This is a genomic window from Providencia sp. CIM-Carb-044 (assembly GCF_033901115.1).
GTDB classification, from domain to species: domain Bacteria; phylum Pseudomonadota; class Gammaproteobacteria; order Enterobacterales; family Enterobacteriaceae; genus Providencia; species Providencia hangzhouensis.
Genome location: NZ_JAXADV010000010.1, coordinates 56,945 through 79,174, shown reverse-complemented (window position 1 = coordinate 79,174; position 22,230 = coordinate 56,945). Strand labels below are relative to the sequence as shown.

At 39.0% G+C, this 22,230-nt stretch carries 17 protein-coding genes; 3 read left to right on the top strand and 14 right to left on the bottom strand.

All coding sequences use genetic code 11. The features are described from left to right. The first annotated feature begins 280 nt into the window (after positions 1–280). Together SJ312_RS17485 and SJ312_RS17480 are read left to right on the top strand one after the other, a co-directional pair. Positions 281–2,416, top strand: a complete 2,136-nt coding sequence (locus SJ312_RS17485; protein WP_319868148.1) for a TonB-dependent receptor — start codon at positions 281–283, stop codon at positions 2,414–2,416. A gap of 20 nt (positions 2,417–2,436) precedes the next feature. Continuing rightward, positions 2,437–3,402: an energy transducer TonB gene (locus SJ312_RS17480; RefSeq protein ID WP_319868147.1), complete on the top strand. Its 966-nt coding sequence runs from the start codon at positions 2,437–2,439 to the stop codon at positions 3,400–3,402. Between the two features lie 91 nt (positions 3,403–3,493). On the opposite strand, the gene SJ312_RS17475 is transcribed toward SJ312_RS17480, so the two are convergent. The 7 genes from SJ312_RS17475 to SJ312_RS17445 all read right to left on the bottom strand — a co-directional run bounded on the left by SJ312_RS17475 (position 3,494) and on the right by SJ312_RS17445 (position 11,328). Further along, on the bottom strand, positions 3,494–4,741 hold the full coding sequence (locus tag SJ312_RS17475) for an aromatic amino acid transporter (protein ID WP_036958033.1): 1,248 nt from the start codon (positions 4,739–4,741) through the stop codon (positions 3,494–3,496). Between the two features lie 63 nt (positions 4,742–4,804). Then, positions 4,805–6,208: a tryptophanase gene (locus SJ312_RS17470; RefSeq protein ID WP_004908186.1), complete on the bottom strand. Its 1,404-nt coding sequence runs from the start codon at positions 6,206–6,208 to the stop codon at positions 4,805–4,807. Positions 6,209–6,741: 533 nt separating this feature from the next. Then, a complete protein-coding gene (locus tag SJ312_RS17465; RefSeq protein WP_094961484.1) occupies positions 6,742–7,398 on the bottom strand; it encodes a DUF799 domain-containing protein in 657 nt (218 codons plus the stop codon). Next, positions 7,395–7,748 carry a DUF4810 domain-containing protein gene (locus SJ312_RS17460; RefSeq protein WP_094961483.1) on the bottom strand — a complete coding sequence of 118 codons (354 nt, stop codon included), beginning with the start codon at positions 7,746–7,748 and terminating at the stop codon, positions 7,395–7,397. Before SJ312_RS17460 ends, SJ312_RS17465 begins: the two co-directional genes overlap by 4 nt. A gap of 9 nt (positions 7,749–7,757) precedes the next feature. Then, positions 7,758–8,432 (bottom strand): CsgG/HfaB family protein, encoded by a 675-nt coding sequence (locus SJ312_RS17455; RefSeq protein WP_094961482.1) that lies wholly within the window; start codon positions 8,430–8,432, stop codon positions 7,758–7,760. A gap of 515 nt (positions 8,433–8,947) precedes the next feature. Next, on the bottom strand, positions 8,948–10,078 hold the full coding sequence (locus SJ312_RS17450) for a hypothetical protein (RefSeq protein WP_110591205.1): 1,131 nt from the start codon (positions 10,076–10,078) through the stop codon (positions 8,948–8,950). Further along, positions 10,075–11,328, bottom strand: a complete 1,254-nt coding sequence (locus SJ312_RS17445; protein WP_165119765.1) for a hypothetical protein — start codon at positions 11,326–11,328, stop codon at positions 10,075–10,077. Before SJ312_RS17445 ends, SJ312_RS17450 begins: the two co-directional genes overlap by 4 nt. A 276-nt stretch (positions 11,329–11,604) precedes the next feature. On the opposite strand from SJ312_RS17445, the gene SJ312_RS17440 reads away from it, so the two are divergent. Then, a complete protein-coding gene (locus tag SJ312_RS17440) occupies positions 11,605–12,318 on the top strand; it encodes a UTRA domain-containing protein (RefSeq protein ID WP_004258469.1) in 714 nt (237 codons plus the stop codon). Between the two features lie 89 nt (positions 12,319–12,407). Here SJ312_RS17440 and SJ312_RS17435 read toward each other — a convergent pair whose 3' ends face one another. From SJ312_RS17435 to hutU, 7 genes are all read right to left on the bottom strand, one after another. Continuing rightward, positions 12,408–14,090 carry an electron transfer flavoprotein-ubiquinone oxidoreductase gene (locus SJ312_RS17435; RefSeq protein WP_319868146.1) on the bottom strand — a complete coding sequence of 561 codons (1,683 nt, stop codon included), beginning with the start codon at positions 14,088–14,090 and terminating at the stop codon, positions 12,408–12,410. A gap of 11 nt (positions 14,091–14,101) precedes the next feature. Then, positions 14,102–15,052 carry an electron transfer flavoprotein subunit alpha/FixB family protein gene (locus SJ312_RS17430; RefSeq protein ID WP_153673839.1) on the bottom strand — a complete coding sequence of 317 codons (951 nt, stop codon included), beginning with the start codon at positions 15,050–15,052 and terminating at the stop codon, positions 14,102–14,104. Between the two features lie 15 nt (positions 15,053–15,067). Further along, on the bottom strand, positions 15,068–15,823 hold the full coding sequence (locus tag SJ312_RS17425; protein ID WP_110591202.1) for an electron transfer flavoprotein subunit beta/FixA family protein: 756 nt from the start codon (positions 15,821–15,823) through the stop codon (positions 15,068–15,070). 152 nt (positions 15,824–15,975) lie between these two features. Continuing rightward, positions 15,976–17,415 (bottom strand): cytosine permease, encoded by a 1,440-nt coding sequence (locus tag SJ312_RS17420; RefSeq protein ID WP_319868145.1) that lies wholly within the window; start codon positions 17,413–17,415, stop codon positions 15,976–15,978. 274 nt (positions 17,416–17,689) lie between these two features. Further along, positions 17,690–18,829, bottom strand: coding sequence for an acyl-CoA dehydrogenase family protein (locus SJ312_RS17415; RefSeq protein WP_004258492.1), 1,140 nt, complete (start codon positions 18,827–18,829; stop codon positions 17,690–17,692). After that, the gene (locus tag SJ312_RS17410; protein WP_110591201.1) at positions 18,826–20,010 is read right to left on the bottom strand and encodes a CaiB/BaiF CoA transferase family protein; all 1,185 of its coding nucleotides are present in this window, start codon (positions 20,008–20,010) and stop codon (positions 18,826–18,828) included. The genes SJ312_RS17415 and SJ312_RS17410 overlap by 4 nt, the downstream gene beginning before the upstream one ends. A 56-nt stretch (positions 20,011–20,066) precedes the next feature. After that, a complete protein-coding gene (gene hutU / locus SJ312_RS17405; RefSeq protein WP_153673840.1) occupies positions 20,067–21,734 on the bottom strand; it encodes a urocanate hydratase in 1,668 nt (555 codons plus the stop codon). Positions 21,735–22,230 lie beyond the last annotated feature (496 nt).

Here is a 22,230-nt window from a genome sequence, read left to right as displayed (position 1 = left end):
AGTAGATCGCTAAATGAGAGCATCCAACCTGAGTAAATGTCCCCCTATCTCTATTTTCACACCTAACCTAGCGTAAAAGTTACTATCCACTCAGTAAGATATACCGCCTAAGTCAACAATTTATTTCCACTTAAATCAAATAATTAGCCATATTATAAATTGTTTTAAATTAATTGATCTTGAAATCAATAACAATATAATAAGATTGATTATCATTTGCATTATCATTACAAAAGGCAAGCCTACTCCAATGAAAAACATTTCCTCCGTTGGAAACAATATGGTTAAATTTAAGCCAAATTTTATTTGTTTCATTATGTTATCGACACTTTCTTTTACGACTCATGCAACCAATAAAGAGCTTGAATCACCACAGCTTCAAGAAGCTGCTGATGCAATTGAGCTACAAGATAGCTATGCACGACCTGACTATGTTGAAATTGAACGTTTACGAGATACCAAGCAAATTATTGTTATTTCAAAAGAAGATATTCAAGGCAAAGGAAACCGCACAATCTCTGATGTGCTTAAATCTGTTCCTGGTATTAGTGTCGATACCTCTGGGCAGGGCAACATAGACTTGCGGGGGCAAGGGGCTGAAACCTCACAACGTAACCTACAAGTGTTACTTGATGGGGCTCCAATTACCACATTAGCAAATCACCCTTATACCACTAACTACGATATTATTCCCGTTGAACAACTTGAGCGTATTGAAATCATTCCCGGTGGCGGAAGCGTTATTTACGGCTCAGGGACTGCAGGTGGAGTCATTAATATAACGTCAAACCTGAGAAGTATGGCTAATCCCAAAACAAGTGTTTTATCTGAATGGAACTCAGAAGGATATCGCTTAAATGCTAATTTGGGAGCTCGGGTGAGTGATACCTTTTCAATTTTAGGTACTGCCAGTAAACTAAACCGTGATCTTTACTATAAAGATACCTACCGTAATTCAGAATATTATTCACTAGGCGGTAGATGGGATCTGACTCCAGATCAAAGCCTCATGTTGAGAGGAAGTCATCTCACTGAAAGTTCTCAGTACATAAAAACGCTCACATCACGTAATATCAAAAAGTATGGTAAAGACTACGTTCCACCAGACAAAACCGTCACTGTCGGTATTGATGAGAATGGTAAACTAATTAAAAAAACGATCAGTGGTTATTTGATCGGTGACCGCGAAGTCGATAGCTATAATTTAAGTTACCAAAATGCATTTACGGAAAAACTCAATTTTGCTACAGATGTTTTCTACACTGATGGTTTTTATACTAATAATGCCAACTGGGAACAAAAAGTTAATCAAAAAAGCCACGGAACAAAAATCAAATTAGATATCGGCTATCTCGATGATAGCAATCTACTTTTTGGCGTAGATTATGCCAAACAAAAGGCTTCTATTCATTATATTGGGAGCTATAAAAAAGATAGTAAAGGCCGATATTATGGGGTTCCTCATAATTTTGATTATGATAAAACAACAAAGGCAATTTATGCTCTTAACAGTCTTAAATCAGATCAATTTGTATTTACCCAAGGGTTGAGACGTGAATTGTCGGAATGGTCATTTGATAAAAGTGGCACAGTAAATGGGTCTGGCACTTCAGACCGTTGGAATACGGCAGCTGAACTTTCTCTTGCTTACCTTTATCGCGATACTGGCCGAATTTATGGGCGATATGAACGAGGCTACACCCTTCCCGATGGCTTGCAAATCAGCGACCAATCTGTCGTTAATGGTGAGAAAATTTATACTCCGACTAAGGCCGAAGATGAGAAATATGACTTATTTGAGATCGGTTTAAGAGATAAATTAGCATTTAGTACTGTCAATATCACATTCTGGACATCTAATACGAATAACCAGCTAAATCGTATTTATCTCACTAGTGTCAATGATGCGAAGACAATGAATTTGTTGAAAACTCGCCGTTGGGGAGCCGATGTTGACTTCCAACAAACGCTCGGTAATTTCACCTTCCAAGAATCATATTCATGGCTCAGAGGACGTTCTGATTATAACAATCATGGCCGCCAATTTTTGGAAGAAAACGGCAAAAATACCATTGATTACACGAAAAGTGGTTTAACTAAAGTGCCAGAGCACTCCGTTAAACTAAAAGTAAAATACGATTTTACCGATGATTTATCGGGAGACATTCAGTATACCTATTATGGTTCGTACAATAATTTCCTTTCTGATGCCAATAAAGAAGAAGATGGCGTAGTTAAATCACGTGAACTCATTGACCTCAGTGTTCGTTACGCGCCGATTGAACACATCGAATTATATGGCGGGGTCACTAACTTAATGAACAAAACTTACTACGACTATGTTACCGCAGGTTATGGCTCATTAATTCCTGGAAATGAGCGCTCATTTTTTGCAGGCATTAAAGCTACCTATTAATTAAAACAGGAAATGTTTCAGTGACTATTCGTTATAAACTTGCTTTAGCACTGTCACTCGTTATCCATATTATTGCCATTATGTTTATCGCCCTACAAACAGGTAGGGCGATACCTATAGTCGAGGGTATGGAAACGATAACTCTATCTCTAGGGGGACAAATGGGCTCCTCAGGGGGCACAGGAGAGCAGAGTAATAAAAAACAAGTGCAATCACATGAAGTTATATCAGAATCCCCTTCAAAGGCTGAAGCTGCTTCCCAACAGAAGCAGATGAGCAAGTCTCAACCTAATGAAAGTAAAATACCTTCAAAAACTCAACTTAAAAATTCATTGATTCCTGTGAATATTCCCGTTGATAACACGGTTGAATCGCCTTTACTCACACAAAAAACAAAAGAAAAAACAAAACCGGAAATCAGTCAGTCCGTACAAGGGAAAAAGCCAAAAGAACAAAGTAAGCTACTGAACAATAACACTAAAAATAACACAGAAAATCAACTTATTGCCAATAAGATAAGCCATGAAACGCAGCAAGGCTCACAAGAAGCAGCTAAAGAAATACCACTCCATTCAACTGCTGAAAATCAATCTTCCACAAGCCCATCAGCTTCAGAAAGTGGTCAAAGTGGTAAAGGGAATAATAGATTATCTGGTAATAGCCAATTTGCTGCTAATGGTGATGGCAGCTATACCGCACTCGGTTCGAGTGGTATTTCCTATACAATTTTACAGGATGCGGCTCCTAGGTATCCGAAAGAGGCTCGTTCCTTAGGCTATACAAAAGTTGTTAAAGTGCAAATTCGGTTATTAGTTGGATTAGATGGTCAAATTGAATCCGTTGAAATACTAAATAACAAAATTCCTGATTTAGGTTTTAGAGAAGAAGCGGTTAAAGCAATTAAAAAAATGGCCTTTAAACCCATTATTTATCAAGGTCAAAATATTAAAATGTACTTTAAAAAAACCGTTATATTTCAATATTAGCCTACAATCCGCCATATCGTTGGATAGAAAAAAGGTACAGCGAACCCTCACTGTACCTTTGCAGTTATTTTACAGCTTGTATTTTGAAAAATTAACGGTATATCGGTAACAAATTAAACTGCGCTAACAATTGGCAAATAATGCCGACTACTCCAAAGGCGATAACGGCATAGATTAACCCTTTTCCGCCCCACACTTTGAATCTCGAATCAGGAAAACGCTCTCTTACCTTTAATGCCATAACTGCAGGGCAAATAATCGCCCAGATACATGCAGCCATGCCTGCATATGCTATTGCGATTAAAAAACCATTTGGGAATAACATGCAAAGAATAAGAGGAGGCAAGAAGCATAATAATGCAGATTTCATTCTACCTGATGGGTTGTCCTTAAAATTCAACGAAGCAAGAATGTAATCAAATAACCCAATTGCAACACCTAAGAATGAACAAAATACAGCACTAATAGAGAACCACAGTAAGAATGTCGCAATATTTTTGCTATTCAGTACCGCATATAGTGATTCAATAAAAGCATCTAAATTACCACCTTTATTAATTATTGTTAAAAACTCTGCCCGCGGCAGATTTCCCATTGTCCCCATGATCCAGAGAAAATAGAGCACCAATGCCAATACACAACCGATAACACAACTTTTAACGACCTTTCTTTCATTCTCATGATACAGCTTATACAAGCTACAAACATTCCCATGATAACCAAAAGAAGTAATTGCATAAGGAATAATAATAAAAACAAAAGGTAATAACGCTGTTTGTCCTCCTTCAACGGGGGAAGTTAATAGTAAATCTGTTTTTACGATAAAAAATAAACCGGAGAAAGCTAAAATAAATAGAATTATTTTAATGAATAAAAATAATGATGTTAGACGACTTGCCCCTACGCCACTCCACCAGATGCTCGCACCTAGAATTAATGTAAAAATAATAAATATTAATCTTAAATTAATATTGTATCCGTAAATGGCGGCAGCTTCTTTAATCACTGAACCTGCTGCTGATATATAGGCATAAATTAGTATGTAGAGTACAAATATTAATGCCATATTTGCAATATAGCATGCCCATCTGGGTAATAATTCTTTAGAGATAAAAAAGTAATTCGTTCCTGCTCCATATTTCGATATACATTCTAAAATATAAATCCCTGAATGAAACATAAAAAAGCAAACAACTAACAAGATAACTACAGAGTTAATAAACCAAGCTCCAGCCATAATAGTAGGCAAGCTAAACATCCCCGCCCCAATCATGGCACCGCCTAGCACAAAACCCCCTACCATTATGGAGGGTTCTTTTTTGGCTGCCGAATTATTCATGGTGTTTACCTTAAGAATAAGGATGAGGTTCCCGCATTGCACGGGAACCATACGAGCGACCTATTATTTAATTGGTTTTAATCTAGCAGTAAAGTGTCTTAATACTGGCGGTTCATATTCAAAATCCAGCCCTTTGAGGGTTGCAAATTTATCTTTTAAACCAATCAGAGCATCTGCAATGTAATCCATATGGTCATTGGTATAAACACGTCTTGCAATGGTTAACCGCATAAACTCCATATCTGCGTGTTTTTGCTTACCAGTTTCAGGATCACGCCCTAATAAAAATGAGCCAATTTCAACCGCACGGACACCTGATTCTAAATAAAGTGCGTTAATCACCGCTTGGGCAGGGAACTGATCACCAGGAATATGAGGAACCAGCTTTTTACAATCGACAAATACGGCATGTCCCCCTGTAGGATATTGAATTGAAATTCCACCTTCACGTAAGCGGTCACCTAAATATTTAACTTGGCCAATACGATAATGTAGATATTCTTCTCCAGCCCCTTCTTCAAGACCTTGTACCATTGCAGCCATATCACGACCCGCTAAACCGCCATAGGTCACGAAGCCTTCCATTGGTACACAGCGTTGTCTTGCCAACGTAAAGATTTTCTCGTCATTTTTAATACAAACCAACCCACCAATATTTAATAATGGGTCTTTTTTCGCTGACATCGTTAATGCATCAGCATATTTATACATATCAAGAATAATTTCTTTAATAGTCGAGTTTTTATATTTAGGGTCGCGCTCTTTAATAAAATACGCATTTTCACAGAAACGTGCAGAATCCATGACAACAAAGATATTATGCTGTTTAGCTATTTCATAAACTTCTTTCAAATTCGCCATTGATACTGGCTGACCGCCTGCACTATTACAAGTTACAGTAGATACAATTGCGACTACGTTTTCTGCACCATGCTCAGCAATATTATCTTTTAATTTTTGGATATCAAAATTGCCTTTCCAGTCATCGTAAGTATCCGAGTCATAGGCTTTTTCGGTAACAATATTAATTGCTTTACAACCGTTTAATTCAACATGAGCTGCTGTTGTATCAAAGTGGAAATTAGAAATAAAGACCGGTTTTTTAGCTCCACCTTGTTCCTGTTTTACTTTTAATAAAACAGGGAATAACATATTTTCAGCACCACGACCTTGGTGAGCAGGAATGACATAATCATAGTCAAACATCTCTTTCACTTTATCTTTTAAATCATAATAGTTACGAGATCCTGCATATGCCTCATCACCGGTGATCATTGCTGCCCATTGGTGGTCACTCATCGCATTGGTGCCTGAGTCAGTTAATAAATCAATATAAACTGCACTACTTGGTAATAAGAATGGGTTATATCCCGCTTCTTTTAACGCCGCTTCACGTTCTTCTCTTGATGGAATACGGATATTTTCTACCATTTTAATACGGAATGGTTCTACAATTCTTTTAGCCATGATAATACCTTTAATTTTTCATTAAATAATAAATATTAGAGATCTAACCTATAGTTAAATAAGTTAAAAAAATTTTAAGAAAGGAAAAGAGAAAGGTTATTTGTTTGGAAAGAAGAAGGCTAAAGAAATATCAATATTGAACCATTTCTTCATATAGAAGAAATACCTTGATATAAGTGATTCGTTTAACAAGAACATACTATGACTCCTATCAACGAGGAATTAGTACAACCGACTATTATTATATATATAACAGTTGGGTTACCAAAGTAATCGCTATTGTCATAATATTGTACCTATATCACACTATTAGTGAGATAGACTAGAACAACTTGATTCAAGTCACAGTATTAACTCATATATTAAATAAGAGTTTAATATTATTATTTTTAGTTTAATCATCCCAATTAAAAAAACGTATAAACAATGTAATACGATAATTAAATAAGTTAATTTCACTTAAATAATATTTAACTTAAATAAAATGGGCAAAATATTTTATTCTATTTCGCCCATTATTCAATAATTAATAATTACTGAGCATCTTTACCATATTTAGGCGATCTAGGCCCATATAAGATACCATTAGGCTTACCTGCAGATAATAACCTGACACTTGTTATACCTGCAATTGCATAGCTTTTATCTGTCATTGTATCTACGATTTGGTTAACAACAGCAGATACTAACGCCCCAATAATACCATTTGACGAGGAATTATTTTCAGCACTAGATGCAGTCGCTGAGCCACTCCATAATAACGTTCCTGTTCTAGCGTCAACCAATTTCGCATCCGCAGTGACACGAGTATCACTAGAAATAACCTGATAACTTGTACCGTATTCAGTGATATTCAAGTAAAGTACGGCATCATTACCAAAAATTTCGCGCAATTTTGCAGGTGGAACAGCTTGAATGTCACCTGCATTTGTCATCCCATTTTGCTTAAATGTTTCCTCAACAACAGCAACAGGGAAAACATAGTAGCCAGCCTCAGCTAAAGGAAGAGTCGCTTGTGATAATAAACCATGACTTGCTTGTACTTCTGGTGAACTGTTTTGTGGTAATAGCACCAGAATACTTTTAGGCTTACTTTGATTAAATGCCGTGTAATCAACTTTAGTTGGCTGAGCACATCCCGTTAATAACCATGTCATCACCAATCCGCAGACTATAAGTAAATGTTTCATTTTACTTTTCCTTTATTTTTCATGAGAAAATCCATGTAAGCCGCAGATTCTGGATACAATGCTTTTTCCGCAGTAAATTCTTGCATTGCAAGATCAACCGCTCCAGTTGTTGAATACAATAACCCTAAATGCGCATGCAACCCTGGCGGAGTTGCTAAACCTTTTGCTTTGCTCATTTCCAAATTCTTTTTCAAAGCTTGAATTTGTTCTTGAGGGCCAGTTTCTGTTTGTTGGTAATATTGGTAGACCGTTGTTTGATAACCATCCCAGTTATATAGTGGTTTGGGTTCATTAGCGCAGCCATTTAATAAAATTACGCCGGCTACCATAGCCAATAATTTAATTTTCATCGTATTTCCTTATTTAGCTGGCTGCCATGCACCACTTTCTATACCAGAAACTAAGTTATTTACCGCTTCCCTAATTGCTAAATCTAATACTTTACCATTCAATGTTGAGTCATAACTGGCAGTGCCACCAAAACCAATCACTTCTCTATTTGATAATTCATATTCACCAGCACCTTGTGAAGAAAAGACCACTTCAGATGTTTGAACATTAACAACGTTTAAATTGACTTTGGCATACGCTACTTGTGATTTACCACGACCTAAAATACCGAATAACTGGCGATCCCCAACTTCTTTTCGTCCAAATTCAGTAACATCACCAGTAATTACATAAGTTGCACCTTTTAACTGTTGCGACTGACCTTTAATACCAGCTTCTTCTTTAAGTTCTTGCATATTTGCACGGTCTAATACATTAAAACGACCCGTTTGCTGTAAATGTGTCATCAAAATGGTTTTAGATTGATTACCTAAACGATCAACCCCATCAGAGAAAATGCCATTCATATAACTAGAACGATTATCAAATTTCCCTATTGATATTGGGCTTTTTGGGCCTGAATATTGAGTATTATATGTCGCAACTTTTTCTACGGCTAAAGAACGAGAAGATTCTTTAGCACAACCACTTAATAATGCACTTGCAATAAGAATAGATGCAATGCTGATTTTGGATATATTCATTTAGCTATCTCAATTAAAATAAAATTAGAATTAGAATTAATTTTGCATTGCTATTTTGCATTAAATGAAAAGTAGGGTCTAGTCAATCTTACTTATTTTTTATCTGACATTTAGTTTGTTTTTTAATGACTGCAATACTCATAAAGTAACCAAGGTTTACTAATATTTAATCAAATGGTTGATTAAATATTAATACATCTATAAAGAATAATTAGCTAGTAATCTTTAATGATGATATTGAATATCATCATCTATAGTTAATACTATATATTATTAACTACATTTCTTTTATTTTTATTATATATTTCTAATTATACAACTTACTTCCATATAATGAGTTAAAATCGTTTAATTTTTATCTATTTTTAGTCTATCATTAAAACGTACTCTTCCTCTCCTTAAACTGCAAACTATACCTATTTTAGTATTAGCTTAACCTTTAAATAACAATAACAAAAAAGATAGGGAAAACCCTATCCTTATTGAATGAGAACACACTAAATCATCTTTACGCATCAATGCAATGATTGATAAGAAACTTGTGCTCCTTTAGTCAGCGCACTTTCATTTGAATAAGTACTTTCTATTTCAATCAAGGATTGGTCCGCCATATTGTATATTTTGTTATACAAAGGAAATTCAGGACGATAACTGATCTCTTTTGTTACAAAATCCATCATTAGATATTGTTGTGAACCTCTAATTGAATTCGAAACAATCAACCCTTGATTTCCAACGTTTAAGCTATTCAAGTGGTTATAACCGCTTTCTGCGATTACTTCAAAATGACCATTTGTATGAAATTGCATCAAAGAAAACAAACGACGTGAAGGCTCTTGAGCAACCACAAAAATATCGCCTTTAAGATTTTGTGCAGCTTCATTAATTCTAACAGGCAACCATTTGCTACTAATAACCTGCTTAGTCGGGATATCCATGATAACTTCTAATGAGCCCATTTGATTACCATAGCTGTACCACATTACGATTTTATCTCGATATGTTGCATAGGAAAAATTTGAATTACCTTCAATTTCTTCAGGGAATAATGATTTAGCTAAATCACGAACATTCATAAAATGTTCCCATGTCATTCCTTTATCAGCGCTGATAAAAATATTTTCATTATCCGCAACAACATAGAAAGGAGAGCTTTTAGATAAGTAGATTTTTCCCATAATCAACGTTGAAAATAGCTTGCCAGTTTTTTTACTCCAAGGTGTAAATTCACTCACTGAAAAATCAGTTAAGTTAATTTTTTGATAGCCATCACTGAACATCATTAAACACTGTTTTCTTTCACAGACTGCATTATAAAAACTTTGATCGCTATAAGTAATAAAATGCACGCCATTATTATCTGCAAATAAAATCTGGTTATCATATTCACTTGAAGGCATATAAGTATTATAAGACGAGTAATAATAATTAGAGCGGCCACTTTTTTGAGCTATAACTAACATCCCATTTTCTGCTGGAAATGTTGTTGCAAAATCATAACTACCAATCGGGAAGCTATTTTCATTATGGTTTTTCCACTGCCAATCAACCGTACCAGTACGAATAAAAATAATAAAAGTGAAAGCGAGGCTTAATACAAACACCAAAGCCAAAAAGAGAAAACGTTTACTCAGAAATGGGTTCATGAGCGCACCTCCGTCACATAATCCGTTTGGCCATTCTTACGACGTAGATGCTTCAAAATATATTGCGCTTGATAATACCCATTTCCACGCTGAGATAATTTAAAATATATCGCCACGCACAAAGCAATAAGAAAACTGATACCAAATAAAATCGTTACTGCGAAACTGATAAATAGCACACCTGTATCCACAATATTAACCCAGTCCCAATAATCCCAATATCCACCTTTCTCTAGGGTTTCAGAAATTGATAACCCTCCGGCCATAAAGACAAAGAACATTAAAAGTAAGCAAATGCCCCCCCACAGCCCGAAATAAAAACCTCGTTCTTGAGGAGCCCCCTTACCAATCAAGCTATAGGCAAGCCCGTCTTGGTGATTGTAAATACCAAAAATGACCTGCTCTTTTGAATGCGCTTGGATATTTTTATGAAAAACTTCAAGTTCATCACCTTGAGCAATAAATAGATTGTGGTTGTTGAATAAGGGTTCATTTGCTGAAATTAGAACATCCATATGGCTTTTATTAATCTGCAAACCAACATGATTGAGCTTTTGTTCTGCATCCCCTCTCGCAACAGTTAAGCTAAGGGTTGATGTAATATTAACCTTCCCACGGGTGACGAGTAATGACGCTTTATCACGATAGTTATCTACTGATTTACGTAATTTATTGGCTTTATTTTTTGAGCTTTTAATTCCTAAAATTTCAATTTGTTGCTCTTGTTCACTCTTTTGATATTGCCCATCAATAACTAAATCCAACGCTTTTAAAATTGATTTTCGTTTTGGACTTAAAATATGCTTAGTCTCGGCCAGTGCAAGAGCAAACAAAACTATTCCACCAAAGGCAGCACAACCTAAAAGTGAGACTAAGATAATCATTAAGAAGCTATCATCTGCATTAATAAAACAGTAATACACTGCAGGTATCAGGGCCATTAAGGCTAACGAAATTAAATACTGTTTTCCTAGTGAGCGATTAAAACTAATGGTTCTATCTGGCTCAAGTCGACCATGCTTTTCATGGTAAACCCACTCAGCCCAATAACTGCCATCATTCATCTCTTCTGCACAAATAACTAAGGTATCGCCTTGTTGTAAGCGTTCTAAAAAAATTTCACTATTTGAAAAATCACCTTGATTAAAGAAAAATACTTTTTGGGAGGCAATCAATCTTACCATTCCCATTGGGCTGACATTTTGATAGTCACATTGAGTAAGACTGACATGGAAATATTGAACTCGCATGAATAAATGCCTATTTCGCTAAGTAAATTTAACATTATGATAATAAATAAAGGTATATAGCCCTAGTAAAACTTACCTTATAATTAAATAATTCAGATAAGGACGAGCACCTTAAACAGCTATTTAACTCAGGTTAATCATTAGAAATAGGTATCTCCTACTAGCAAAGCCAGTAATTACTGATAAACTTGCATTCAATAAAAAGTTTGTGAGTGAAATGTGGCAATAAAACAATGTTACCACTCCTTCCTTTAACAATAATTTTGAATAACAGCGATGACATTACAACCTGCATATAAGCAAATTCAGTCTTACATTTTACGCAGTATTGATTTAGGTATTTTTAAGCCTGAAACACAAATACCGACAGAATTAGAGCTATGTGCTCAATTCAATGTAAGCCGTATGACCGTGAATAAAGCCATTTCAGAGTTAAGTCAAAAAGGGATCCTACATCGTATTGCGGGCAAAGGCACATTTGTCGCCACTCAAAAACATGAGCTTCCCGTAACAAAAGCGTTTGATATTTTTGATGAGATCTCAACAAGTGGTAATAAATATAGCGGCCACCAGCTGCAACTAAAAATTATTCCCGCATCAGCAGAAATTGCACTACAGCTCGGGATTAGTGAAGGAAGTGATGTGGGCTACTGTAAAGTACTACATTTTGAAAACGATATTCCTTTAATGTTAGAAGAACGCTATGTTAACCACGCCATTGTGCCCGACTTTGTTAAGCAAAAATATGGTGACACTGAAACTCCTAGCGGTTATTTGCAACGCCATTTTCCTGTCAGTGAAATGGAACATACCATTGAAGCTGCATTAGCCACAAAATCTATTGCTCAATCATTATCAATTAAAGAAAACTCACCTTGCTTACAACTTAGCCGTCGCACTTGGACAGGTAACACTCTAATTAGCTATGTTAATATGATCACAGCTGGCTCTCGTTACAAATTAAAATTACATTCTCGAATTGAGAATTAATGCAAAAATAAAAAAATGGGGCAAAATTGCCCCAAAGCGACTGATAAAACAAAAAATATCAAGCACAACTACATCACAATAAATTCGTTTTACATTCCTTGATAAATAGGCCCTTCCCCTCCTTGGGGAGCAGTCCAGGTGATATTTTGTAACGGATCTTTAATGTCACAAGCCTTACAATGCAGGCAGTTTTGCGCATTAATTTGCAGTTTTTCCTCACTTTTATTCCCTACAATTTCATAAACTCCCGCGGGGCAATAACGCGTCTCGGGTGCAGCATATTTCATTAAATTAACTTGGATAGGGACATTAATATCAGCCAGTTTTAAATGGCAAGGTTGTTCCTCTTCATGGTTAGTATTCGATAAAAATACGGAAGAAGACTTATCAAACGTTAATTTACCGTCGGGTTTTGGGTAATCTATCGGTGTAAAACCCTTGGCTTCCTTTATTCCTTCATGATCTGATTGTTTTAATTTCAACGTCCACGGGGTACGCCCCTTTAATAACAGTTGTTCTGCACCAAATAGCATTGAACCAACCACTAACCCTTTTTTCATATAGGGCTTGAAATTGCGTGTTTGATAAAGCTCTTGATATAACCAGCTCTCTTCAAATAGCTGGCGAAATTGCTTTTTAAACTGTAAATAGTCAAACATTCCATTCTGGTTAGCACTGAACCAAGCTTCTGCTGCTAATAACCCACTTTTCACCGCACAATGGGTGCCTTTAATTCGAGCTGCATTAAGAAAACCTGCATCATCACCAATTAACACACCTCCGGGAAAGCTTAGTTCAGGTAACGCGGCTAACCCACCCGCCACCATCGTTCTAGCACCATAGCTGATCCGTTCTCCACCCGATAAGAAATCACTAAAAGCAGGATGGGTTTTTAAGCGTTGAAACTCATCAAACGGTGATAAATACGGATTTTCATAATTTAACCCGACCACCAAACCCACTGCGACTAAGTTATCCCCATAATGATAAGCAAAGCCACCACCATAGGTGTGGTTATCTAGCGGCCAGCCAACGGAATGGACAACTAACCCTGCTTGATGTTGCTCTTTTGGAATTTGCCAAATTTCCTTGATCCCCAAACCATAGGTTTGTTTACCGCTCTCTGTGGCTAAATTAAAATGATTTATCAATTGCTTACCTAGCTGACCACGGCACCCTTCCGCAAAAAAGGTCATTTTTGCCAGTAAATTCATACCCGGTTGGTACATCTGTGTTGGGTTGCCTAATTTATCAAGCCCCATATCTCCAGTTGTGACGCCTATCACTTGGTTTTTATCATCAAATAACACCTCTGTGGCAGCAAAACCGGCAAAAACATCAACACCTAATTCTTCTGCCTCCACGGCTAGTGCAGCACTTATCTCCCCTAAGCTACCAATGAAATTACCATTGTTTTTCAAACAGTTTGGCAATAAAGAGAGGGGTAAATGACTCGCTTTATTTTCTTTTAGCCATAAAAAACGGTCATGGCTTACAGGTGTTAAAGAAGCCGAAACCTTTTGCTGCCAATCTGGTAGCAATTCATCGAGAGCACGTGGGTCTATCACTGCACCAGATAAAATATGAGCTCCTATCTGTGCACCTTTATCAATTAAACAAACCGAAATTTCTGTTCCTTTCTTTGCCGCTAGCTGCTTTAAACGTATTGCTGCAGATAACCCCGCGGGCCCACCACCGACAATCAGGACGTCGAACTCCATCGATTCCCGCTCGGGTGCCTCATTTATTTTCTCAATATTGTCGATAGCCATGAGCCCCTCCATTACACCAATGCTTTGTCAAATTCAGGTAAGATCTCAAACAGATCGCCAACAATGCCATAATCCGCAACTTGGAAAATCGGTGCCTCAGGATCACTATTGATAGCAACGATCACTTTGCTTTCTTTCATTCCTGCAACATGCTGAATTGCCCCCGAAATTCCTACAGCTATGTACAAATCAGGTGCGACAATTTTCCCTGTTTGTCCTACTTGGTAGTCATTTGGCACAAAACCAGCGTCTACCGCAGCACGTGAAGCCCCAACCGCAGCCCCTAGCTTGTCAGCTATCGTTTCCAATAACGCAAAATTTTCACCTGAGCTCAAGCCTCTCCCGCCTGAAATAACCACTTTTGCAGAGCTCAATTCCGCACGGCTAACTTGAGTTAACGATTGGCTTTTTAATTGACTACGCAGCGGTATATCGGCAAGGGAAACTTTCTCTATTTCAGCACTATTTTGCGTTTCATATCCCCCTGAAAATGCCGAACTACGCACCGTAATGACCACTTTCTGACCATTGTTTTGTACCGTTGCTAACGCATTCCCTGCATAAATAGGTCTAACAAAAGTTTGCGAATCAATAACTTGAGTAATATCTGAAACTTGTGCGATCCCTAACTTTGCAGCAACCCGTGGGGCAATATTTTTACCAAATGTCGTCGCTGGAAACAGTAAATGAGTATATTCTTCTGCAATATTCACCACCGCATGAGCCATCGGTTCTGCAAGTTGGTTTTTAAGGTTATCTGATTGTATTTCTAGGACTTTACTCACGCCTTTTATACTCGCAGCTAGCTGAGCGACCAATTCTGTCTCACTTCCTGCAACTAATAAGTGCAAATGGCCACCTGCGGTGAGAAGTTGTTTTGCAGCGTTAATACTATGATAAGTAGAGGTTTTTATTGTTTGATTATCATGCTCGACAACCACTAATACAGATATTTGGCTCATAGGTATTTTCCTCGATTAAATCACTTCTTTCGCTTGTAATGCACTGACTAGCTCTGTCGCACTGCTTAGCAATGTACATTGCCCCGCTCGTTTTTTGGGTTCTGAGACACTAAGCGTTTTAATTTGCCCTAATGGGGTAAAATCCATATCAGTAATATCGATAATATCTAACGTTTTTTTCTTCGCTTTCATGATATTAGGTAAAGTTGCATAACGAGGTTCATTGAGCCGTAAGTCTGTTGTGATGACCGCTGGCAATGGCATTTCTAACGTTTCTAAACCACCGTCAATTTCCCTCGTAACTTGCAGTGATTGCCCTTCAAGCTTAACTTGAGAAGCAAATGTCGCTTGCGGGTAATCCAATAATGCGCTGAGCATTTGGCCTATTTGATTGCAATCATCATCAATAGCTTGTTTGCCTAATAAAATAAGATCTGGCTGTTCCCTTTCTACGATTTGTTGAAGTAAACGCGCTATATCCAGTGGCTCTAGTGTTACCCCCCCAGATCTTTGGACTAAAATCCCACGATCAGCGCCAATCGCCATCGCACTACGTAATGTTTCTTGATAACCAATGTCACCGATGGAAACCGCAATCACTTCTGTTGCTTTTCCCGCCTCTTTTAAACGCACAGCTTCTTCGACGGCAATTTCATCAAATGGGTTAATTGCCATTTTGACATTCGCCAATTCAACCCCTGAACCATCGGCTTTTACTCTTATTTTGACGTTATGGTCTATCACTCGCTTCACTGCGACTAAAATTTTCATAGCAACTCCTATCCCAATTCTTCAACGATTGGTGGGTATGGTAATGTTCTAAAACCGTTTTTTAGGTTGAGAGAAACCGTAACAGTGATAGTTACACTGCTACTGGCTATCTCAATTTTTACGCTTTTTAATGCTAGTTTTTTATGAAATGGTTATTTTGTTGTCGGTAATATCAACCGATCTGCGACTGACATAGGCCATTTTTTAATCGCAACATAGTAAAGAATACTTGTTGCTACTAAGCCAACAATCCATGAAATATCGACACCACCGAGTTTTTCGACTAAAGGCCCGGTATAAAAACCTGTTGATATAAATGGTAATTGTATTAATACACCGGCAATGTAAGTGAATATCCCGACTTTATTCCAACGCCCATAGCGGCCATTTGGGTTTGCAAGTTCGGGAACGTCGTAGCGACCTTTAGTGACCCAATAGTAGTCAACTAAGTTAATTGCACTCCAAGGGGTAAAGAATGCAAGTAAAAACAATAAGAAAGCAGAGAAGAGTTTTAAAAATGAGTGCTGGCCCGCTAACCCAAGTAGTGTTGAAAAACTGACCATTAGAATAATAAAGAACAACCGTTGGCCACGAGAAATTTGGCTTTTCCCACGGAAACCACACCAAATCGCAGCCATAGACATAAAGCTACCATAGGCATTCAATGCAGTTATTGTCACTTTCCCATAGAAAATACTGATGTATAGCAACGCCGCGATTAAACCTGTGCTGCCTAAGCCCACAATATACGAGACTTCATTACCGGCAAACTTATTGCCAGCAAGCGCTGCGGCAAAAACCCCTAAAATCATTGAGGCTTGCGTACCAATTACTGTGCCTGAACCCACAGCCAAGAAGGCTTTAATTGTCGGGGTTTTAGTCGGTAAATAACGAGAATAGTCAGCAACATAAGGCCCAAATGCAATTTGCCAAGAAGCAGACAATGACATCGCTAATAAAAAGTTCGTCCAGCTAAAATGGCGGTTTTCCAGTAATACCGAAACATCATTCATATAAAATAGACGGAAAAATAGATAAAAGAACGTAATCACGCCGATAACGCTCGCTACTTTCCCTAAAATATGAATGATGCGATAACCACAAATTGTAATGCCGATAATCACCATACCAAAAATAATAATTCCAACCCAATCAGTCACATGTAACAACTGACCAACCGCTTGCCCTGCCAGCACGGTACCACTAGCAGAAAACCCGACATACATCATGCAAACTAATAAAATAGGGATGACGGCACCGTATACGCCAAACTGTACACGACTCGAGATCATTTGTGGTAACCCCAATTTCGGCCCTTGCACCGCATGCAAGGCCATCACCGCACCACCTAATAATTGGCCAATAAACAAGCCAATTAATGACCAGAATACATCTCCGCCAAGCACGACTGCCAAGGCCCCCGTTACAATTGCCGTTATTTGCAAATTAGAACCGAACCAAAGTGTGAATTGGCTCGATAAAGTGCCATGGCGCTCGGACTCTGGAATGTAATCGATGGAACGCGCTTCGATTAAGGGGACATTCTCCTGCCGGTTTTTTTGCCCTGTAGCGATGTCGTTTGAAACTGTCATGGTAACTCCTCTTTAAGCAAGGCTGGCTTAAAGAATGAACCAATTAATCGTAATGGAACCGCAATAACTACAGTTGTAAGGTACAGTTATTAAGCATTACGCTGGGTGATGTTTTATCTGTTATTCACCCTGAATAACTAATTGAAATACATTCTTAAACCTGATTGTTGTTGTGTTTTTAATTCCATGATCCTGTTGTCAGGTAGTGCTTCCTGTGGTGCTCCATAAACGAGTAAACGCCTGTCCCGCTTACTCATTTAATACTTAAAATTAATTAGTGGGCGTCTAAAACAGCACGTGAAATAATAATTTTTTGTATTTCTGATGTCCCTTCAAAAATCCGTAAAATCCGTGCGTCACGCACATAACGTTCAAGAGGGAGGTCACGAATATAGCCGTAGCCGCCATGAAGCTGTAATGCTGCATCCGTAACAAAACCCGCGCACTCAGCGGCAAACAATTTCGCCGTCGCAGATTGCAAACTAAAACGCTCCCCTGAATCACGCAATTCTGCAGCTTGCCAAGTCAACATGCGAGCAGCCTCCAATTGCGTGTGCATATCCGCAATACGCCATTGAGTTCCTTGGTATGCGGCTAATGGCTTTTTACCAATTTGGCGTTCTTTTACCCAACCTAAAGCACTTTCCATCGCAGCCCGAGCAATACCGAGTGACGTTGCGGCCACTTCAACACGCCCTTTATCTAAAACTTCCATGGCGGTGTGGAACCCTTTATTTTCCTCTCCCAGTAATGCCGATTCCGGTAGCCAACAATTCAGCGCTAATTCATAAATCGTGCTACCCCTTAATCCCATGGTTTTTTCAGGTTGAGAAAATGCCACACCTTCAGTGCCTTTAGGGATCATAAATGCACTGATGCCACGGGCTCCCGCTTCAACATCGGTTTTAGCATATAACACAATAAAATCAGCCTCTTTGGCGTTTGTGATATAGTGTTTATTTCCTCGAATACGCCATCCGCCATTTTCACGTACAGCCACAGTACGCATATCCGCAGGGTTAGAGCCCGCAGCCGGCTCAGTTAAGCCGAATGCACCTAATAATTCCCCAGCAGCGGCTTTTGGTAACCAATGATTTTTTTGCTCTTCTGTCCCACCAATTAAAATTGAATCTGTCGCCAAAAAATGCGCCGTTAGAGCCGATGACGTCGATGCACAAGCTGCTGCAACCGCTTCCACGACCTTGCTCATCGCCACACTGCCAATACCAAAACCGCCATACTGTTCAGGTAAATTAATTCCCCAACAGCCCATTTCCCCTAACGCTTGTAAACTTTCAGCACAAAAGGTTTCGGTTTCATCGTATCTTTGTGCATTTGGCTGTAAAATGTCATGGCAAACTTTTTCTACCGCATCTACAACCGCTTGTTCCGTTTCATTAATATCAAAACTCATTGCATCGTCTCCGCATTTTTAATTGTTGTTTTCGCTGGTTTATAAACTAAGTTTGCCTCACCTAATTTCGGGGCACGGCGGGTCGAATGAGGTTTATTTCCATTAAAAAAAACCGGTTGAGAAACCAATGGTGTTCCTCCATCATTCAGGTACGTCAGTACTTTCCTCACTTCGGCATGTTCACTTTGTGTGGCTTGGTGCAAATTATGAATGGGTGAAGCAGGAACCCCCGCGTTTAATAATATGTCACATACCTCTTCAACCGTTTTTTGGCGTGTCCAACTTTCGATTTCTTTTCTAAGTTCAGCTTGATACTGCGTTCTGCTTGGGTCATCACCGTAGCGCGGGTCGTGGCATAACTGCGGTTTTTCCATACATTCGCAAAAGCGTTGAAATAGCTTTTCACTCGCAATCGCGATAACGACTAAACCGTCTTTTGCTTGATAGGTATCAAATGGCGTGGATACTGGGTGGCGGTTCCCCACTAAGCTCGGGGCCTTATCATTTGCAAATAAGTTTGAAAGCCCAGTTAACTGCATGCTCAATAAGACATCTACCATCGCCACATCAATATACTGTGCCGCTTCGCCATGACGCTCTCTCGCAAATAGCGCACTGCTTATCGCCCATGACGCAAACATCCCTGCACACACATCGCCAATTGACTCACCGCTACGTGTTGGCCCTGTTTCTGGGAACCCCGTGACACTCATTAGGCCTGACATCGCTTGTGCCACAATGTCATAAGCCGGGTAACTGGCAAGTGGGCTGTTTTGTCCAAACCCTGAAATACTGGCGTAAATTAATTTAGGGTTGTGCTGCTTTAAGCTCTCAAAATCGATACCAAGTCGTTGAGTCACACCAGGGCGAAAGTTTTCAACCACCACATCACTTTCTTTAACTAATTGAAATAAAATCGCTCGGTCTTCATCCGCTTTAAGATCCAATTCAATACTGCGTTTACCTCGGTTAATCAAACCGTAGTAAACACTTTCGCCATCAATATATGGCCCTAAATGGCGGCTGTCATCACCGTGGTTGGGCACTTCAATTTTGATCACTTCAGCACCAAGATCGGCCATCATACCGGTGCAATAAGGGCCTGCTAACACACGGCTTAAGTCGATCACTTTGATCCCCGCCAGTGGCCCTTGTCTTTTCTGAGTTAACGCAGCATTCATACTGAATTCCTTCTATTCCAGAAAGATGCCAGCTCAACTTCAGCTGGCAAAGGACATTACTTCACCATCGGCAAGTTCAAGCCTTGCTCTTTCGCACAGTTAATGGCGATGTCATAACCTGCATCTGCATGACGCATAACACCCGTTGCAGGGTCATTATGTAAAACGCGCGCTAAACGTTTATCAGCAGCGTCCGTTCCATCACATACAATGACGACACCTGAATGCTGTGAGAAGCCCATGCCAACACCACCACCATGATGTAAACTGACCCATGTTGCCCCACCTGCGGTATTTAACAGTGCGTTTAATAAAGGCCAGTCTGATACGGCATCAGAGCCATCTTTCATGGATTCCGTTTCACGGTGTGGACTCGCAACAGAGCCTGAATCTAAGTGATCACGACCGATGACAATCGGTCCCTTTAACTCACCACTTTTCACCATTTCGTTGAAAGCACGCCCTAATCTTTCTCTGTCTTTTAAACCGACCCAACAAATACGAGCAGGAAGCCCTTGGAATGCGATACGTTCACGTGCCATATCGAGCCAATTATGTAAGTGTTTGTCATCTGGTAATAATTCTTTTACTTTTTGGTCTGTTTTATAGATATCTTCTGGGTCACCTGATAACGCGACCCAACGGAATGGTCCAACACCTTCACAAAATAATGGGCGGATATAAGCAGGAACAAAACCTGGGAAATCAAAGGCATTACTAATTCCTTCATCTTTTGCCATTTGGCGAATATTGTTGCCGTAGTCAAAAGCTGCTGAGCCACGTTTTTGCATCGTTAGCATCGCATCTACTTGTACTGCCATGCTTTTTTTCGCAGCTTTGGTCACTTCAGCAGGGGCAGTTTGTTGTTTTTCACGCCATTGGGTGAGTGTCCAACCCTGTGGTAAGTAGCCATGTACTGGGTCATGGGCACTCGTTTGGTCGGTCACTGAATCAGGGGTGATATTGCGTTTCACCAATTCACTGTAAACATCAGCCGCATTACCTAATAGCCCAACAGAAACGGGTTGGCCATTGGCTTTGGCATCGTCGATATATTGCAATGCTTCATCAAGAGAAGTCGCTTTTTTGTCTACATAACGGGTTCTTAGACGAAAATCGATACGGCTTTCATCGCACTCGACCGCTATCATGCTAAAACCTGCCATAGTTGCTGCTAATGGCTGTGCTCCTCCCATCCCTCCAAGGCCACCGGTTAAGATCCAGCGCCCTGCGGCGTTGCCATTAAAGTGCTGTTTAGCAAGCGAAACAAAGGTTTCATAGGTGCCTTGAACGATCCCTTGAGAACCAATATAGATCCAAGAGCCGGCCGTCATTTGGCCATACATCATTAGGCCTTTGCGATCTAACTCATTAAAGTGATCCCAATTCGCCCAGTGAGGAACAATATTTGAGTTTGCGATCAACACGCGTGGGGCATCTGGATGGGTAGGGAACACACCAACAGGTTTACCTGATTGCACGAGTAATGTTTGGTCATCTTCCAATGTGGTCAGCACATCTAAAATTTTGTCATAACATTCCCAATCACGTGCTGCACGGCCGATACCGCCATAGACCACCAAGCTTTGAGGGTGCTCAGCAACATCTGGGTCTAAATTATTTTGGATCATGCGGTATACCGCTTCTGTCAGCCAGCTTTTACAGGTTTTCTCACTGCCACGTGGTGCGCGGATCACTCGAGTTGAGTCAGTACGATTTAACATGGTTGTATCCCCTATCATCCATTTTTAATTAACTTTAAATTAACAATTTTATTTATAATAATCTGCGAGATACCCAGTTAGTGGCGATGCACGTGCGTCTTCAAACTAATTAATTGATTATAAATCAACAGATTATTTTTCTATCAACTTGCTCGATACTATCTATTCATTGAGAGCGTTTATCGATGAAGTAAATATATATACATTTACTTCACAAAGTATATACATTTAAATTTGAAATTTTGTAGGAAGTGTGAAGGTTGGAATACGAGGGATGTTATACAACAACAAGTAGCTGTATGTTTCTAGAGAGAAAGTTGTATATACATTTGTTTTTATGCATAGAAACAAGCAAATAACAAAATTGAGAGTCGCTTCACAGAACATTGTAACGATGTATAGAAGTAGATGCGCTATTTATTAGCTATTCACGCTTCTTGCAATTATTTCTTCTAAAAACAGGTTATTTTTCCTCCTGTTTAAAATTGGAGAATTT

Bases quoted from the DNA above. Each gene is read 5' to 3' on its own strand.
- SJ312_RS17485 (WP_319868148.1), top strand. From the start codon at position 281: ATGGTTAAATTTAAGCCAAATTTTATTTGTTTCATTATGTTATCGACA.
- SJ312_RS17475 (WP_036958033.1), bottom strand. From the start codon at position 4,741: ATGAATAATTCGGCAGCCAAAAAAGAACCCTCCATAATGGTAGGGGGT.
- SJ312_RS17470 (WP_004908186.1), bottom strand. From the start codon at position 6,208: ATGGCTAAAAGAATTGTAGAACCATTCCGTATTAAAATGGTAGAAAAT.
- SJ312_RS17465 (WP_094961484.1), bottom strand. From the start codon at position 7,398: ATGAAACATTTACTTATAGTCTGCGGATTGGTGATGACATGGTTATTA.
- SJ312_RS17460 (WP_094961483.1), bottom strand. From the start codon at position 7,748: ATGAAAATTAAATTATTGGCTATGGTAGCCGGCGTAATTTTATTAAAT.
- SJ312_RS17455 (WP_094961482.1), bottom strand. From the start codon at position 8,432: ATGAATATATCCAAAATCAGCATTGCATCTATTCTTATTGCAAGTGCA.
- SJ312_RS17450 (WP_110591205.1), bottom strand. From the start codon at position 10,078: ATGAACCCATTTCTGAGTAAACGTTTTCTCTTTTTGGCTTTGGTGTTT.
- SJ312_RS17445 (WP_165119765.1), bottom strand. From the start codon at position 11,328: ATGCGAGTTCAATATTTCCATGTCAGTCTTACTCAATGTGACTATCAA.
- SJ312_RS17440 (WP_004258469.1), top strand. From the start codon at position 11,605: ATGACATTACAACCTGCATATAAGCAAATTCAGTCTTACATTTTACGC.
- SJ312_RS17435 (WP_319868146.1), bottom strand. From the start codon at position 14,090: ATGGCTATCGACAATATTGAGAAAATAAATGAGGCACCCGAGCGGGAA.
- SJ312_RS17430 (WP_153673839.1), bottom strand. From the start codon at position 15,052: ATGAGCCAAATATCTGTATTAGTGGTTGTCGAGCATGATAATCAAACA.
- SJ312_RS17425 (WP_110591202.1), bottom strand. From the start codon at position 15,823: ATGAAAATTTTAGTCGCAGTGAAGCGAGTGATAGACCATAACGTCAAA.
- SJ312_RS17420 (WP_319868145.1), bottom strand. From the start codon at position 17,415: ATGACAGTTTCAAACGACATCGCTACAGGGCAAAAAAACCGGCAGGAG.
- SJ312_RS17415 (WP_004258492.1), bottom strand. From the start codon at position 18,829: ATGAGTTTTGATATTAATGAAACGGAACAAGCGGTTGTAGATGCGGTA.
- SJ312_RS17410 (WP_110591201.1), bottom strand. From the start codon at position 20,010: ATGAATGCTGCGTTAACTCAGAAAAGACAAGGGCCACTGGCGGGGATC.
- hutU (WP_153673840.1), bottom strand. From the start codon at position 21,734: ATGTTAAATCGTACTGACTCAACTCGAGTGATCCGCGCACCACGTGGC.